Raw genomic sequence first — 16,470 nt, 5'->3', positions numbered from 1 at the left:
AGGCGGGAGATACGTATTGCGCATTCCTGAATTGCTGGCGCTCAGCTCGTAAGTGATTAGGTGGGCGGAACTTCCTGCATGATTCTGACCTTCCAGCTATTCTCCGCTGGCGTGAGAAGCACGAGATAGTGGGCCTGTATGCGCTCGGTCGAAAGCACCTTGCTGCCATCGCGGTACTGGACCTCGAGGTCCGCAGTATCGGTAGCCTGAAGGGCCGAACCATCGAGCGAGTAGAAAGTGACGCGAACGTGGTGCCCGTGATCGACAATCTTGCGATTTAGCCCGTTCTGCTTTTGCGACTGGATCGCATCCTGCCATTGCTGGCGCGCGGTTCCGGTGAAGTTTTCATTCAGCAGCTCGGCCCGGTTGTCCTCGAGGGCGTTCACAAGGGACTTCCACGCGTGGGCGTAATCACGCTGAACGGAGGCGGAGGTTGTGTCCTCAATCGGCCTCGGAGATACGCTGGAAACATCGAAGGCCGCGAGCGGAGCGGTGGATGCAGCACGCAAGGTGACCGGGAGCGAAATGGGAGCAGCCGTGACTCCGAGCAACAACAATGCGCTCAGTCCGGCTCGCAAAAGGTTCATTTTCGGGGTCATTCTCCGCCTCCCCAGTGGATCTCGTTGCCCAGAACAACTCCGGCGGCGACCGAGAGAGTGGCCGATTTCGACGCTGGCAGTTCGGCACGGGCAAACCCGCGTTTAACGCGGGCGTCCACGGTGCTTCGACCAGCAGCGTCAACGGAGGTGAAGGTCACGATGGTTCCGTCGGGCACGGCATTCCCGGAGCAGTCCTGAATGGGATCGGTTTCGACCAGGATGTTGCCATCGGAAGCGCGTGAGGCTTTCAGGCGAATGCGGCATGGGTCGGCAGCCGTTTGCTGAACGACTCGGCGAATGCTGACATCACCTGAGCTGGCGATGAACTGTGCCGGGCCACTGCGCCGTCCGGAGTTCATTTGCACCCAAGCCACGCCGTCTTTGCCTGTCGATTTGCGCTCTTCAGTGGCGCTACCTTCCACGCCAAGACGGAAGGTGACGGGAGTAGGCGCGAGAACGAGGTTCTGATACTGGTCAAAGAGGAATGCCGAGCCGATGATTGCCCCGTTCGCCGCGGCAGGTACTCGCGACGGGTGAGTGATGAAGGACATTTTCGCAAGCGGTGCAGGCTTGACGAAGAACGATGTGCGCTGGCCATCGACGATGGCGGTGTACTGCCCTGCCACGCGCAGTTCATCTCCCGGGATTGTTACCGTGCCGCGTTGTACCGTTCGCTTCGAGGCTCCGCCAGGACCGAATATATATAAGGTGGCCGAGCCCGAGCCGGGCAGTTGCAATGTTGCTTCTGCACCAGCCTGCCCGGAGCCGGAAAACTTCATCTGCGCCAAGGCCAGAGTAGAAGTCGCGCAGAGAACGCCGACCGTAAGTGTTCGCCTGAGTGAGTTCATGTCCTTTTATTGCACGCGGTCGCGGCTGTACTGGTTCGCCGTGACTCGATAGCTGTGAATCTGTGCCGCCAGATCGTTGCGCACGTCAACGCTGAAGGGAACTGGAGTCTGCGGCGCGAGCGCCTGATCGACATAGCCGTCGGAAACCCAGATGACCTTGCCCGAGTTGTCATAGAACGTGGCGAGCACGTGCGGGATGTTGACCGTCTGTCCGCTCTGGTTCATCAGCTCGCCCGTAAGCACCGTGCGTCCTCGCGCATCCTTCTGCAAAGCTTGGTGCATGACTCCCATGACGGGATCGGCCGAAGCCGGCACGAGCATAGCGTTGGGCTGCATGTGAACGCTCTTGATGCGCGAGCGCGTCATGTTTGGGAAATCGATACGGAAGGGCGAAATTTCTTTTGGAAGCAGCACGTGGCTGATCTTGTCAAAGCTCTCTTCCTGCGCGATCTGCTGCCCATCCTGACCGATCAGCGCCGCCGAGACGGAAACAAATGCGGGCACGGTATCTTCGTTTTCAATCTCACCAAGCAGGATGAAGCTTCCGTCTTTCTCCACCGGATTCATGGAGATGATGCGGACGTGTGGGGCTTCGACGTTTTGCGCACCCCAGTCATCGTCTGACCCGCGCGTCACGATATCCCAACGCAGATAGTTCACCGGAATCACCTGCGGCGGAACTTTCTGGCGTGCCTTGACCGGCCAAAGGACTTTCCAACTGTTGTCTTCGCGAACGACCTTCAAGTCGCGTGCGTCATACACGGCTCCAACGGCCGAGGCCCATTGGAGATTTGCTCGCACGGTCGCTTCCTGATCGTTTTCACGCAGCACCTTGGTATCGAACTGCTGTAACGAAGAGTAGGTTCGGAGATTTCCTTCCTGGCCGAAGATGTCGCGTGCGAAATCGGGCAGGGCAGTGTTGCTTGCCTTGGCGACGTAGCGGTATGCGCCATCGGTGTCGTGAGTCTTGACGTGGTTCATCAACGCAAGCACGGCTCCTTCTGGAGTCGTCGCCGGAGTCAGTGCCGAGGAATGCATTGTCGCGGCTGCGACCAGTGCACCAGCAAGCACGATGAGCACGACTGGCAGAACGAAGGACAGAACTCTATTCATGGCTACTGTGCCCCCCGCATGGTAATTTCGCTGGGCTTGGCCGAAGCCGGGAACTCGATGGTTTCCGAGTATCGACGACGCCGGTCCGGCATAAGCACGATGAAGATGGCGAAAAGACTGACGCCTACTGGAACGAGTCCCCACATGATGCCCTGCCAAACTGGCGGAACCGCGTTGCCGAAATCAATATGCTTCGCGGGCGGAACGTCATCCTTGGTCCACAAGGTGATCGCCCCGTTGTCGTAGCTCTCTGTCTGACGCCATCCGGCGAATGCCAGCAACGGTTCGTAGTAGCGGTCGCGAACGAAGATGTAGCGCAGGCCGTACTGGTCGGCGTGCTTGAGAATTGCACGCAACGCCTCCATGCCCGCCGTGCCGTAGTACTTCGAGTTGTATAGCTGGCCCGCGCCGTAGGCGGTCAATTCGGGCAGCAAGCGCGCGGAGTTGTAATCACCGTCGAGGCTGCCTGCATTGGCGTAGGTCGATACTTTCGCAAACTGGTTACTGAAGCCGAGCGTAATGTAGCGATATTTCGAGTGCTCTTCGCGGTTCAGAAAATCAATTACAGGCTGCACCCGCAATTCGCCGGTGTTAATTGGATTGAACACAACCCAGGCCACGGCCATCGCGCAACTGTAAACGGCAGCTACACCGAGTGCGACGATACCGGCTCGCCTCCATCGATCAATCATCCACGCTGCAAGCATTCCCACGAAGGGCAAGGCCATCAATGTCGCCCAGAAGGTGAAGCGCTCGTAGGTCAATACTTCGTAGGCGCGTCCGAGCAAGAGACGTCCAACGGGAGTGGTGCCGCCAAGACCGAGCAGCGTGGTCAGGTACCAGCCGAAAAGCAGCGGGCGTAGTCGTCGCTCGGCCGATCCCTTGATGAGAATGTAGGGGATCGCGAGGATCAGCGCGCCCATGGGGATGATCCAGAAGTTCATGCCGCTGTGCGGACTCAGGATGTAGTTATCGCGCGAGCCGTGCGGAATCGGAAGCTGGTTAATCGGATTCTGCTTTAGCGAAATGAAATATGGCAGCAACACGATAACCGCGGCGGCGAGAATGATCGCTCCGAAGACGACCGCACGTGCGAATACGGCGACGGCAGAGGCTTTGCGCTCGCTCTCGCCGCGATCGAGAAGCGTCAGCCATAGCACAGGCAATGCGAACAAGACGGCGCCGAACAAGAACGTCACGTGGTGAGCCGCGGCGCCCGTCATGGAAATGGCGACACCCTTCAGGAGATCTCTCGACTGGCCATCGCGCGACCATGAGTAGAAGAACGGCAGCGCATTGAGTGTGAGCGAGGCTGCGGTGAGGGTCGGCAACTGTCCGGACTGATAGACCAACATCGACAGCGAGCCCAGGAAGACCGTGCCCACCGCCGCGTAGCTAGCCTCACGTTCTGACACCCAGAGCTTGGCATATCGGTACATGCCAACGGGCAACAGAAGGATCACGACCATCTGCACGAACATGTACGCGCCGGTCAGCCCGAAGATGTGCGAGAACAACGCAATCCACTGGTGAGTCAGTGGTGGATACGTTGTCTGCGACATTCCGCCGAACCACTTCTCGTTCCATGGCGAGAACCAGTGATGGGCGTAGTGGCTGGCGAAGAAGATGTGCGTCGTGGCGTCATACGAATTCGCCGGCAACTGCATCAACAGCAGCGGTCCGTGAACCGCGAGTGCCAACAGCACGATAGCCAGCAGCGGGATGGCGCGATTCTGAGCAGGCAATGACTTCGGGATCAATGGATCATCTCCGGCTTACGACTTGTATGTGATTCCCAGAGTTGCTCATGGGTTTACCGCGAGCGAGTGAGAATTCACCGCTCACGCTCGCATGCAAAGTTGGATGCACCTCAGGATTGATCCACATGCGGGGCCCTAGATTGTGGCCGCAGATTTGTGACTTCGGAATTATCGAAACGCGCTAGAGAAAATCCAGAGAAGACGCTTGGCTGCTTCTCTGCATCCCAAGAAGACAGTGGATAGAAGTTCTCCGATCACCGCATCCAGAGTGACCCAGTGAAAAAAGTCTTAATGATTGCCAGTTCGTGCTGTCTGCTGCTGCCGTCCATTTTTGTGCAAGCGCAGGAGATAGATCTGGGTAACGGCGGACAAACTCCGTCGAAGAGCCAAGGTCAAAAGAAGTCGGCTGAGGGCCTCGGTTGGGGCGCAAGCATCGAAGTCGGCCGCAATGCGCGTGCCGCCGAAGATGCGCTGAAGCGCGGCAACTCCCAGGCAGCGACCGAGGCCGCCGAGCGCGCGGTAAAAGCCGCACCGCAGAATGCGAAATTGTGGTTTCTGTTGGGGTATGCGTCGCGACTTGCGGGGCAGTACGCACGGTCGGTTGAGGCCTATCAGCAGGGGCTCAAACTCGAGCGAAACAATCTAGACGGGCTCAGCGGTCTCGCGCAGACATATCAGCGCATGGGACGGTTGGAGGATGCAAAGCGCTTGCTGATGCAAGTCGTTAACGCAAGTCCGAAACGTCAAAATGATTTATTGATGGCTGGCGAGCTGTTCATCCAGACCGGGGACACGCGGCAGGGAATCTCACTGCTCTCGCGTGCGGAGGCGGTTCATCCTTCGTCGCACGCCGAGGTCATGCTCGCGGTTGCTTATTTGAAGATGAAGCAACCCGAGCAGGCCAAGAAGATGTTGGACGAGGCCAAACGTCGCGATCCGAAGAATCCATCTGTGTTTCGCGCCGTCGCAAACTTCTACCGCGAACAGCATGATTACAAGAATGCTATTGCCGCACTGAAGAGCGCGCCGGGGCAGAACACGGAAGTACTTGGCGATCTGGGATACACGTATGAGTTGGCGGGAGAAAAGAAGCTTTCGGCTGATACTTATTCCAAAGCTGCGAATCTCGCTCCGCAACAAATCGGTCTGCAACTAAGTGCAGCGCAAGCACAGTTGCGTTTGGGAGAGACTGGGCGCACCCGGGAATTTCTGGCACGAGCCGAAAAGCTCGATGCAAATCACTATCGCCTGCACGCGCTTAAAGCGCAGTTGGCACGCGCAGAGAATCGCAATGCAGATGCAATCCGTGAATACGAGTTTGCGATTGCGCATTTGCCGAGTGGCGCAGTACCGGAAGGACAACTGTATCCGATTCAGCTGCGGCTGAACCTTGCCGAGATCTATCGCGAGACAGGAAACGATCAAGCGGCGCATCAGCAGATCGCAGCGGCTGAAGCCTTGGTCAACAAACTGCAAATTGAAGGACCCGCCCGTGCTGAATTCCTGCGTGTCCGCGCTTCCATTCGCGTCGGCAGCAACGACCTGCAAGGTGCGGAGAACGACTTAAAGGAAGCGATGCGACTCGATCCTGGCAACACGGCGATTGCTTTGCAATATGCGAACTTGCTGTGGCATTCGAAGCGCATGGATGAGGCGCGCAAGTTATATGCCGAGGTGCTGAAGGCCGATCCGAAAAATCGTTATGCACTCGAAGCAATGGGCTACATGGCACGCGAGGCTAACGACAACGCAACGGCAGAGCGGTACTTTAACGAGTTTGCCGACGATTATCCCGACGACTACATTCCGCATCTTGCGCTCGGCGATCTGTTCACTTCGACGGGACAGTTCGATCGTGCAAACAGCTCTTATGAGGCTGCGTACAAGCGTGCACCACGCAACACGGTCGTAGTTGCGAATGCGGCGAACGCGGCGATTCAGGCAGGACATTTCCCTGTTGCTTCCGCGTGGGTAGATCGTGCAACCGGCAGCATGCAGGACGATCCGCGCATTATGCGTGAACGTGAGCGAGTCCTTTTCCATCAAGGTAAGTACGGGGAATCGGCACGACTTGGATACCAGGTGCTCGCGCAATTGGAGAACGACCGCAACGCTTCGGTCTATCTTGCATACGACCTCTACAACCTCGGACGCTACGACGAAGCCCTCACGCTGACTGTGCGTTATTCGCGGATTCTTCCGAAGGAACCGAACTTCCCGCTGCTCACCGGGCACGTTCACAAGCAGAACCAGCTCTTGCAGCAGGCAGCCGAAGACTACACGGAAGCAATCAATCGCGATCCGAAAATGGTTGAGGCATATGTAAACCGTGGTTATGTTCTGAACGACTTACAGAATCCCGAGGCAGCGAAACAGGATTTTCACACCGCGTTAGAGCTACAGCCCTCGAATGGTGTAGCTCATCTAGGCTTGGCATTTTCGGAACTGCAACTTCACCATGGACGTCCTGCACTGGAAGAGACGGACAAAGCAGAAAAGATTCTCGGCGAGTCGGGTGCCATTCATTTGGCGCGAGCTACCGCGTACCGCGATTTGCGATTGCTGGACAAAGCGGAGCAGGAATACAACACGGCGCTGAAGTACGCTCCTGAGGATCTGAAGCTTCACCTTGCACTGGCGGACACTGAATTCCATGGGCGCCGATATGCTGCCGCGATCCAAACGCTTAACAATGCGCTGTCCATTTCGCCTGATGATCCGGAGATTTACGGGCAATTGGCCAATGCCCATGCTGAACTTCATCATCGCGATCAGACGTTCCGCTATGTCGAGGCCGCTGAAAAGTTGAGCCCGGATTCGTCAGCCGTTCTGCTGAACACCGGCATGGCTCTGCTTGCGCTTGGTGATCAGAATGCGGCAATGCAGCGCTTCTCGCGAGCTTTGGAAGCTCCGGATGCGAATCGCGTCGAAGCTCGCCTTCTGTTCGCCCGCGTGTTCGTCCGTCAGCACAAGTTCGAGGCGGCACAACAGCAGGTTGCCTTGGCATTTGCCGAATCGCGTGTAGGCGAAGCATCGCCGGTGACGGCGGACGACTTTATCGAAGCCGCTAACTTGTTCCTTGCGATGAACGACTTCGATTTGGCACGCAGATACTTCGAGCGCGCGCGCCAGGCAGGTGCTGCAGACGAGGTGGTCACGATCGGACTTGCTAATTCGGAGATCGCGCAGGGGCACACCGAAGATGCCCAAGCTCAACTTGCCAAGCTCGGCAGTCCAGCGGAATACACCAACAACTTCGATTACTCAATGGCGCAAGGCAACATCTATCGCCAGCAGCATCAGCAATTCCAAGCGATGACGGCCTTTGCGCGAGCCAACCAGCTTGGCGGCAACGATGACACGGCGGAGTATGCCATGCAGCAGGCTGCCGGCGAGCAAGGCGTTCAGGTGAATCATCGAGTGAGCCTTAACTCCGATGTACTGGTCCACGCGATCATCGACGACGCCACGATTCTGGGGCTTGATCGACAAATCTTTCACAACGCGCAGGGCGGAGCCATCCCCCCGCCTCGTTCCTCTCTCGAAACCTTATGGACGAATGGTTATAAAGCCGACCTTGGGAAATATCCAACTCTGAGTGGATTCTTCCAGGTGCGTAACGCCCGCGGTCAGATCTCGTTACCAAGCGAAACTCTGATACTGAATCGCAACACATGGGATTACACGATGAACTCTGCTCTAAACCCGGTACTCAGGTTAGGAACAGCCACGTTCTCGTTTAATACCGGATTGCAATTGACGATTCGGCGCGACAAGGAAAGCCCCATCGAACTCAATCAAAACCTGTTCCGCCAATTTGCGTATATGTCCACGAACGCAATTGGTAACTGGCTCACGGTGCAGGGAGAAGCGTTCCATGAGAGTGGTCCATACACGGATCAGCGCCTGCACTCGCGAGAACTCGGTGCGCGTCTTCAATTCATCGTGGGCCGTCCGTGGGGACGTACACAATTCATTACTGCTTATGGCACGCGCGATCTGCTGTTCCGTCCGCTGATCCGCGAGTTTTACTCCACAACAACTTCGGCAGGTGTACAGCATGAGTTCAATGACAAACTGCGCGTCGCGGTTCTCGGTGAGTATATTCGCTCATGGCGTGTACAGGACTTGAATTACTGGATTGCGCAAGCGATGCGTCCTGCTGCTGAAGTTGAATGGAAGCCCACTCGTCGCTGGACAGTGAATGGCAATTTTGCCTTCTCGCGCGGTGAAGGCATTCACGATTATGACAACGTGCAGAGCAGTATTCTCATCTCTTACATCAAGCCTATGCGGCGAGAAGTGAACGACAGCTTCGGCCGAGTGCCGGTTGAGTATCCCATCCGGTTTTCGTTTGGAGTTGAGCACGCGAATTATTTCAATTTCGCTGGCCACAGTCAGACGATCCTGCGACCGCTCATTCGTGTGACGTTGTTTTAAGGCCAGAGGGGCTTCATGAAGATATGTTTAGTAACAGCCTTCCCGCCATCGCGGAGGGGGCTGAATGAGTACGGATATCATATCGCCCGCGAGTTACAGAGCGATCCGCTACTGAGCCTCACGATCCTGGGCGACAAACTGGAAACTGACCAACCAGAGCTGGATGGATTTGATGTCATTCGCTGCTGGGATTTCAACAACGTTTCCAATCCTGCACGCGTTCTGCGAGTTATTCGCGAACTGAAGCCAGACGTGGTCTGGTTCAACCTGCTGTTCTCCACTTTCGGCACCAACGCAGTTTCCGCTTTTGTTGGGCTGATGATGCCGCTGATGGTGCGTCTTTCAGGAACCTATACGCACATCACGCTTCATCACTTGATGGACAACATCGATCTTCAACATGCAGGCGTGCGATTCCCGCGGACATATCGTGCCGCAGGATACGTTGCGACGCGCATGCTATTGATGGCCAACTCGATCTCGGTACTACTGCCTGCATATCGTCGCACGTTGATGCAGAAGTACAACGGCGACAACGTTCACTTCCGCGCTCACGGAATTCTTTCGGCTCGTCCTGAACCGCCGGCATTTGAAAAACGAGGCAATCCCGAACACCGCATTCTGGCGTTTGGAAAATGGGGAACATACAAGCGGCTCGAGCTGCTAATCGAGTCGTTCAACGAAATCCGGCAACGATTCCCGCGAGCGCGCCTGGTCATTGCAGGCAGTAATCATCCTGCTACTCCGGGCTACGTAGAAAGTGTTGCGGCCTCGGTTGCTGACAATCCGTACATTCGTTTTACCGGGTATGTAGAAGAAGAAGCTGTATCGGAACTTTTCTCGACGGCAAGCTTAATAGTGATGCCTTACTCCTCTGCCACAGGATCGAGCGGCGTCGCGCACCTCGCGTGCGAGTTTGGGCTTCCAATAGTCTGTGCCGATATTCCCGACTTCCGCGAGATGAGCGTAGACGAGCAGCTCGCGATCAGCTTCTTCAAGATTGGTGATCCTCATAGCATGGCCGACTCTGTCGTTGAACTATTACAAAACGACGCTCTACAGCGCGAAATGGGAGAGGCAAACTTTTCCGCCGCGCTGCGTCAGACCATGCCAATGATCATCCGTCAGTACCTTCGCTCTTTTGATATGCAGCATCGACATAACGCTTTGAAGCCCTTCTCGCGATTCAGGCGATTGCCCCGATGGGTGCCCATGCGATCCACCATCTTTCGTGCTACCGCACCAAGGTGGTCGCCATGGACCTAAATGCGCGGCACTCGTACAAACATCGTCTCGTAAGCCTAAAAGGTTCAGCATCGGGCCTTCGCGGACTTCGCGCCCTGGTTCTAGTTGGCGGTCGTCCCGGACAGGAACGCTTTGGGGAGTTTCCGCTCGCGCTGCTGGACGTGCTTGGGCGCAGCGTGCTGATGCGAACTCTGGATCGCATCAGGGCAAACGGCATTGGTGAAATTGCAGTGGTGGGGGACACTGCTCCGCCATCGCCTCAGCAATCGTTTGAGGCGTGCACGTTTACGCTGGCCAGCAATGAGCAGTTCTGGGCCGAGGCATTGCAGCAATTCAGACATCTCAGCCGCAACTCCGAAAGTGTCGTCGTGATTCGTCTTGGCGCGTGGGCTGAGGTGAATTATCCGACGATGGTGCGCGAGCACAGGCGCTCGGGAGCGGCTATCACACGCGCTTGGTCATCCGATGGCCAGCCGCTGGATGTGTTCGTGGTTTCTTCGAGCAGCCAGACGGAAGCTGCTGCGTTACTGCGCGGCGAACTAAGTGACGAGCGGATTGAATTTGCCGAGCACAGGACGCGCGGCTACGTGAACCGGCTGACCGATGTCGCGAATCTTCGCATGCTGGCGCTTGATGCGTTTGCCGGTGACTCGAAGATGCGTCCGTGTGGACGCGAACTGCGTCCTGGCGTTTGGGTCGGACGAGGCGCACGGATTCATCGCGATGCTCGCGTCGTGGCTCCTGCATTCATCGGCGAAGGAGTTAAGGTCTGCGACGCGGCGGTGATCACGCGAGGCAGCTCTCTTGAGCGGCACTCCGAGGTTGACTGCGCGACCATGGTCGAGAACTCCACCGTGCTGCCTTACACACGCATCGGCGCAGGGCTTGAACTTGAGCGCACAATCGCCGGATTTGAGCAGGTACATAGCTTGCCGCGCAATGCGACCGTGCAGATCGATGATCCTCACATGATCACCGTGACTTCGGGGCGCAAATCCAGACAGCTTCTGAATGGTGCCAACTGGCTGATCAACTTTCTTCCCAATGTTTTCTGGAAGCTATTTGTCGAACCCAGAACAGAACAGGTTAAGGAAGAACAGGAAAGTGCTCTCAAATCGCGAACTCCTGCACTTGAAGACACAACGCTGGCAACCGCAGACTCACAACCTAAGTCATATCGAGAAATGGTGGTGACGAGACGTTATGGAAACGAGTAGACCTGTGATCGTGAAACGAGTTCCGGAAAGCCTGAATCTGCGGCAGGCTCGTGCCTTTCTGGAAGAAGTACGTCCCCTGCTGCAGCATGATCGCCCGCAACTCATTTTCGACCTTTCGCAAGTGCGCAAGCTCGATTCGGCGGGCGTCGATATGCTGCTCTACTGCATGAAGGAAGCAGCACGTCGCGATGGCGACCTGAAGCTGGCTTCACTTAGTCCGCAGGCGCAGGTGGTGCTTGATCTTACCCGGACCAGTCGGCTGTTCGAAACCTATGCGACCTCGGCTGATGCTGCGCGCAGCTTCAGCGGCTACATGCCCAACATGGTTCGCCAGTTCCATCCCGCAAACGGCAATCTAAATCAGGGTGAAAGGAAAGTCGCTTGAGCGTCCGCGAACAAGTACTGGGACCTTGGCCCCAGTCGCGGATGCGAACGGCATTCGAGACACTCAGGGCCAAAGGTTCCGAGGGAAAGGTTTTCACCGGCAGCGTCGTGATGCTGGCCGGTTCGGTGCTGGTGTCACTGGCCAACTTTGGCTACAACATCGGCGTCGCGCACCTGCTAGGCCCGGGCGACTTCAGTCATGCAGCGGCGGCGGTCACTCTGCTGATGCTGGCATCGTGCATCAACCTCGCATATCAGCTAGTAACAGCCAAGTTGATCGCCAAGGCTGCCACTGCCGGAGAGCGTGCAGCGGTCTACCAGTCGCTCATGCGTCGGGCATGGTTGGTGGGGATCGGGGTTTCCACCAGCATGGTGGCCGCAAGCAATTGGATTGCGCACTACCTTCGCATGCCTTCGGCAACCCTGATTGTGCTGCTTGGCATCGGAATGCTCTTCTACATCCCTCTAGGCGTGCGGCGTGGCGGTATGCAAGGCAATTGCAAATTCCTTCGACTCAGCCTGAACCTCGCCGCCGAAGCTTTCGTGAAGTTGATTACGGCAATGATCCTGGTGCTGGGCGGCGCGGGCGTCCTCGGAGCTGTAGGCGCGATCTCGATCTCTGTATTTGCAGCTTTCCTGTTGCCAACCGATGACGGGGAATTACGTGAGGCCGCTAGCCGCTTCCAGCCTGTATCGTTCCTCGAAAGCATTCAGGCCATCATCTTCTTCATCGGGCAAGTCATCATCAACAACGTTGACATCCTGATGGTGAAGCACTACTTCGCACCTGACGATGCAGGTATCTATGCCGCGGTCGCGCTCGTCGGACGCCTTCTGTACTTTGCTACCTGGTCGGTGACCAGCGCGATGTTCCCGGTGTCGGCTGGCAGCTCGGCTGAGAGTGACAGCCGCCGCGTTCTTATCGTGCCTTTGTTGTTCGTCGCAGGACTCTCCACCGTGTTCGTCGTATTTCTGGCGAGTTTCCCTGGACTGGTGATGCGAACGCTGTTCGGAAGTGATTTCCATCGAGTTGGCGCTGGCGTTGAGCAGTTGCTCGCAATGAACGCCGTTGCTACAGCCGTGTACGCCGTATGCGTTGTTCTGATCACCTATGAAATGTCTCGAAGGATTGCAAACACCGGATGGTTGCAGTTGGTTGTGAGTCTGCTCATCATCCTTTCGGTCGGCGTTTTTCATGCTTCCCTGATGCAGGTAATTGTGATCCAGCAGGTATTACGTGGCCTGCTGTTGATGGCTGTTTCTTATCCATTTTTTCGTAGTGCCCCTGACCTGGGTGAGGAGGCAGCATGAGGAAAGTGCGGCGCTCAACTGAATCTGAAGTAATCGCTGAGTTCCTGAAGAACGAGTACTACCAGGAAGAATTTCACGCGGATCGTGAAAGCTTCGAACGGTTGGTGCTCGAAGCCGACCTCACGAACGAAGATGAAAGCGCTCTTCGTCGTGCCCTCCTGTTCCGCCGACGTGGACACATGTGGCGTGAACTTCCGCCCGACACGCAATGGTGGGAGGTCGAACTGGAGCCGAACGATCTGAAGTACGTGCGGGTGTTCCCTCGCGCACAATGGCGCAAAATCGCGGATGAAAGTTTCCTGCTTCGCGACATTGTGACCCGAATTCGCACGGTGAAGTTTTCCGGTGGCAAGCGGGAGTTCATCGCTCGCGTTCAAGCGCTGTGTTACCGCCTGCGAAAGGAGCAGGATCGGAGTGCCGTGCTGTTGATTGGCGTGGATGAACAGAATCCACTCACCATTCTTGAAGGTAATCACCGACTCACGGCCGCATTGCTTGCGGGACCGGAGATGTTCAGCCACCAATTCCGCGTATTTTGCGGATTTTCGCCTCACATGTCGCAGTCCTGCTGGTACGAGACGAACCTGCCCAACCTATGGCGCTATGGGCAGAATCGTCTGAAGCATTTGTTCTATGACCGCGACGCCGATGTCGCGCGCGTGCTGCGAAACATGAACCGGGCTCCACAAGCTCCGGTCATCGACAGCACCGCGATGGATCCGGTGCGCGCAGGGAAAATTGCCGGCGGCTCGAAATAACAGGTAACAAGTGTAAGGAGAGTTTCGATGTACACGAGACAGTCAGCGAAGTTCGCCGTTCCAGTTCTGGTTGCCGCACTGTTGCTTTCCGGCAACGTGTACGCGCAGAACACGCAACAGCCAGGCGGTGTCCGGGTCGATCCGTCGGCTGGCCCGCTCACCCCCACCGAGCCTACGCAAACTGCGCCGCAAACGACGACGCCGCAGGACGCCAACGCTCCAAACACGCTGCCCAGCGCGCCGCAACCACAGCAGACTGCGCGTCCAGCGGCACAGCAGCAGCCCCAGGCACAGGAACCGCTTGGCGCCGCAGCAGCCGAACAGGTGAGGACAGCAGGCGGCGCAGCATCACGACCGGCTGGAAACGCCATTGCGCCAGCAAAGCAGCGTCAGTATCGCTCTCTGCTTATCAAACTTGGAGCCGTAGCCGCCGCCGGCATTGCAGCAGGCACGGTTTACGGGCTCAGCCACGCAACCCCTAGCACTCCGCCGCACAGCGCGACTGCGGCTACAAAATAAGGCTCTATGTCATCGGGTGAATTGAAGGAATCAATCGTCGTCAGTTTCTCAGGGCTCGACGGTGCGGGCAAGACCACGCAGATTACCGCGCTGCGTGAGGCTATCGCCGATCTTGGGCTCGACTCGCAACTCATCACGTTTTGGGATGACGTCGTGGTCGGGACACGTTATCGCCAAAGCTTCGTACATAAAGTTCTCGGCAGCGAAGAAGGCATCGGAGCCCCAGACCGTCCGGTTGAGCGTCGCGACAAGAACGTGCGAGCCGGATATCTCACTCTCGCACGTCACCTGCTCTACCTCGCCGATGCCATCAGTTTGCGCATTAAGCTGATGCGCGCACGTCGCGGACCAGCCAAGGTCATCATCATGGATAGGTATATCTATGACGAACTGACGAATCTGCCACTGGAAAACAGGCTCTCGATGGCTTATGCCGTGTTTCTTTCATGGATAGCGCCGCGTCCTCAACTGGCGTTCTTGCTCGACGCCGATCCTGAGGCTGCCCGCGCTCGCAAGCCAGAGTATTCGGTGGCTTTCATGCGTCAGTCTCGTCGTTCGTACTACCGCCTTGCGCAACGGCTCAAGACGATTACGTTGATTCCGCCACTGGATCTGGAGGAAGCCAAGCGCGCAGTGCTGAACAGTTTCCTGCGAGTTCTCGGTCGGGCCGAAGGAGAAGCCAGCGTTCCCCGTATTGCCCCGGCTGCATAACAAGACTGCCGACGAAATAAAAACACCCACATCGATGATGTGGGTGTTTCTGTTATCGGAATAAGTGTTCTCTACACCGGCTCCGGAATTGCGGCTTCAGCAGGACGAATCTGATGCACATCCACGTAATCGGTCGGATACTTGCCCGTATAGCACGAGGTGCAATAGTGCGGATCGCCTACGGGTTCGCCGCACGAGGCTCTCAATCCTTCCAGTGAGAGGTAGGCGAGCGAGTCTGCACCGATGAATTCCTGCACTTCCTTTACGGACTTGCGTGCCGCAATCAACTGGCGACGCTCAGGAGTATCGACACCGTAGTAGCAGGGCGAGGTTGTCGGAGGACACGAGATGCGCATGTGCACTTCGGTGGCTCCGGCGTCGCGCACCAGGCGAACGATCTTTTGGCTGGTGGTTCCGCGAACGATCGAGTCATCGATCAGGATGACGCGCTTCCCGGCCAGCAAATGGCGCACGGGATTCAGCTTGAGCTTCACGCCGAAGTCGCGAACGCGCTGCTCGGGCTCGATGAACGTGCGGCCAACATAGTGGTTTCTAATCAACCCGAACTGCATGGGAATGCCGCTCTCACGCGCATATCCGAGTGCGGCGGTTAAGCCGCTATCAGGCACACCAACGACAAGGTCGGCATCCACTGGAGCCTCGCGGGCTAGTTGGCGTCCCATCTCTTCGCGGGCAGCCTGCACGCTGATGCCGAAGACCATGGAGTCAGGGCGGGCGAAGTAGACTTGCTCAAAAATGCATTGCGATTGCGCCAGCGCCGGAGCGAAGAAGTGCGAATGAACGCCTTCGGGCCCGACTACGACCATTTCACCGGGCTTGACGTCGCGCTCATAATCGGCACCGATCAGATCGAAGGCACAGGTTTCGGAGGCGAACACCACGGCATCGGGCTTGCCATCTTTGCCCTTGATGCATCCCATCGCCAAGGGCCGGAAGCCGCGTGGATCGCGAGCCGCGAAGATGTGGTCATAGGTCGCCATCACAAACGAGAACGCGCCCTCGATGCGTCGCAGAGCGTCGGCCATTGCGTCGGGCAACGTCTTCTCACGCGACTGCGCCACGAGGTGCAGCACGATTTCGGTGTCGCTTGAGGTCTGGAAGATGGAACCAGCCAGCTCGAACTTCTTGCGCAACTCGGCAGCGTTGACCAGATTTCCGTTGTGCGCGATGGCGATCTGCCCCTTGTTGCAGTCAACCTGAATGGGCTGCGCGTTTAGCAGAGCCGAATCGCCCGCGGTCGAGTATCGGGTGTGACCAATGGCATGAGGACCCGGCAGCTTCTGCAGTGTTGCGGGCGTGAAGATATCGGCGACCAACCCCATGGACTTGTACACGTGAACACGAGTGCCATCGCTGGCCGCGATTCCCGCCGACTCCTGGCCGCGATGCTGCAGCGCATGAAGTCCCAGGTAGCAAAGTTTGGCTGCCTCAGGATGGCCATACACTGCCACCACGCCGCATTCTTCGTGAAGTTTGTCCAGTTCTAACTCAACCATTACAGCCCGCCTTGTTGGTCACTGCGCCGAATACGCAATGGAACGGCA

13 protein-coding genes are annotated in these 16,470 nt (G+C 57.1%); 8 read left to right on the top strand and 5 right to left on the bottom strand.

What is annotated here, in order from left to right; translation table 11 throughout:
- Window positions 1-56: 56 nt before the first annotated feature.
- The 4 genes from AC6IZD_RS19945 to AC6IZD_RS19930 are packed head-to-tail and all read right to left on the bottom strand — an operon-like array spanning window position 57 to window position 4,320.
- Window positions 57-587, bottom strand: a complete 531-nt coding sequence (locus AC6IZD_RS19945; protein WP_497785532.1) for a hypothetical protein — start codon at window positions 585-587, stop codon at window positions 57-59.
- 8 nt (window positions 588-595) lie between these two features.
- On the bottom strand, window positions 596-1,447 hold the full coding sequence (locus AC6IZD_RS19940) for a hypothetical protein (protein ID WP_497785530.1): 852 nt from the start codon (window positions 1,445-1,447) through the stop codon (window positions 596-598).
- Between the two features lie 6 nt (window positions 1,448-1,453).
- Complete coding sequence (locus tag AC6IZD_RS19935; RefSeq protein WP_497785528.1) at window positions 1,454-2,560, bottom strand: FxLYD domain-containing protein; 1,107 nt, start codon at window positions 2,558-2,560, stop codon at window positions 1,454-1,456.
- 2 nt (window positions 2,561-2,562) lie between these two features.
- Window positions 2,563-4,320 carry a hypothetical protein gene (locus AC6IZD_RS19930; RefSeq protein ID WP_497785527.1) on the bottom strand — a complete coding sequence of 586 codons (1,758 nt, stop codon included), beginning with the start codon at window positions 4,318-4,320 and terminating at the stop codon, window positions 2,563-2,565.
- 276 nt (window positions 4,321-4,596) lie between these two features.
- Here AC6IZD_RS19930 and AC6IZD_RS19925 point away from each other — a divergent pair, with 276 nt between their 5' ends.
- Genes AC6IZD_RS19925 through AC6IZD_RS19890 form a run of 8 tightly spaced genes read left to right on the top strand, consistent with a single transcriptional unit; the run spans window position 4,597 to window position 14,905 of the window.
- Window positions 4,597-8,760, top strand: a complete 4,164-nt coding sequence (locus AC6IZD_RS19925) for a tetratricopeptide repeat protein (protein ID WP_497785526.1) — start codon at window positions 4,597-4,599, stop codon at window positions 8,758-8,760.
- Window positions 8,761-8,775: 15 nt separating this feature from the next.
- Window positions 8,776-10,026, top strand: coding sequence for a glycosyltransferase (locus AC6IZD_RS19920; protein ID WP_497785524.1), 1,251 nt, complete (start codon window positions 8,776-8,778; stop codon window positions 10,024-10,026).
- Entirely contained in the window at window positions 10,017-11,222 is a 1,206-nt protein-coding gene (locus AC6IZD_RS19915) for an LbetaH domain-containing protein (RefSeq protein ID WP_497785522.1), read from the top strand. The genes AC6IZD_RS19920 and AC6IZD_RS19915 overlap by 10 nt, the downstream gene beginning before the upstream one ends.
- Entirely contained in the window at window positions 11,209-11,607 is a 399-nt protein-coding gene (locus AC6IZD_RS19910) for an STAS domain-containing protein (RefSeq protein WP_497785520.1), read from the top strand. The genes AC6IZD_RS19915 and AC6IZD_RS19910 overlap by 14 nt, the downstream gene beginning before the upstream one ends.
- Window positions 11,608-11,648: 41 nt before the next feature.
- Window positions 11,649-12,917 (top strand): MATE family efflux transporter, encoded by a 1,269-nt coding sequence (locus AC6IZD_RS19905; protein ID WP_497785518.1) that lies wholly within the window; start codon window positions 11,649-11,651, stop codon window positions 12,915-12,917.
- Window positions 12,914-13,675, top strand: a complete 762-nt coding sequence (locus tag AC6IZD_RS19900) for a hypothetical protein (RefSeq protein WP_497785516.1) — start codon at window positions 12,914-12,916, stop codon at window positions 13,673-13,675. Before AC6IZD_RS19905 ends, AC6IZD_RS19900 begins: the two co-directional genes overlap by 4 nt.
- A gap of 27 nt (window positions 13,676-13,702) precedes the next feature.
- A complete protein-coding gene (locus AC6IZD_RS19895; RefSeq protein ID WP_497785514.1) occupies window positions 13,703-14,194 on the top strand; it encodes a hypothetical protein in 492 nt (163 codons plus the stop codon).
- Between the two features lie 6 nt (window positions 14,195-14,200).
- The gene (locus tag AC6IZD_RS19890; protein ID WP_497785512.1) at window positions 14,201-14,905 is read left to right on the top strand and encodes a dTMP kinase; all 705 of its coding nucleotides are present in this window, start codon (window positions 14,201-14,203) and stop codon (window positions 14,903-14,905) included.
- Window positions 14,906-14,976: 71 nt separating this feature from the next.
- On the opposite strand, the gene purF is transcribed toward AC6IZD_RS19890, so the two are convergent.
- Window positions 14,977-16,422 carry an amidophosphoribosyltransferase gene (gene purF, locus AC6IZD_RS19885; RefSeq protein ID WP_497785510.1) on the bottom strand — a complete coding sequence of 482 codons (1,446 nt, stop codon included), beginning with the start codon at window positions 16,420-16,422 and terminating at the stop codon, window positions 14,977-14,979.
- Window positions 16,423-16,470: the final 48 nt, after the last annotated feature.

The sequence above is a fragment of the Koromonas humicola genome, assembly GCF_059726255.1.
Note: the sequence above shows the minus strand (reverse complement) of the source record. Positions and strands in the feature narration are given on the sequence as shown.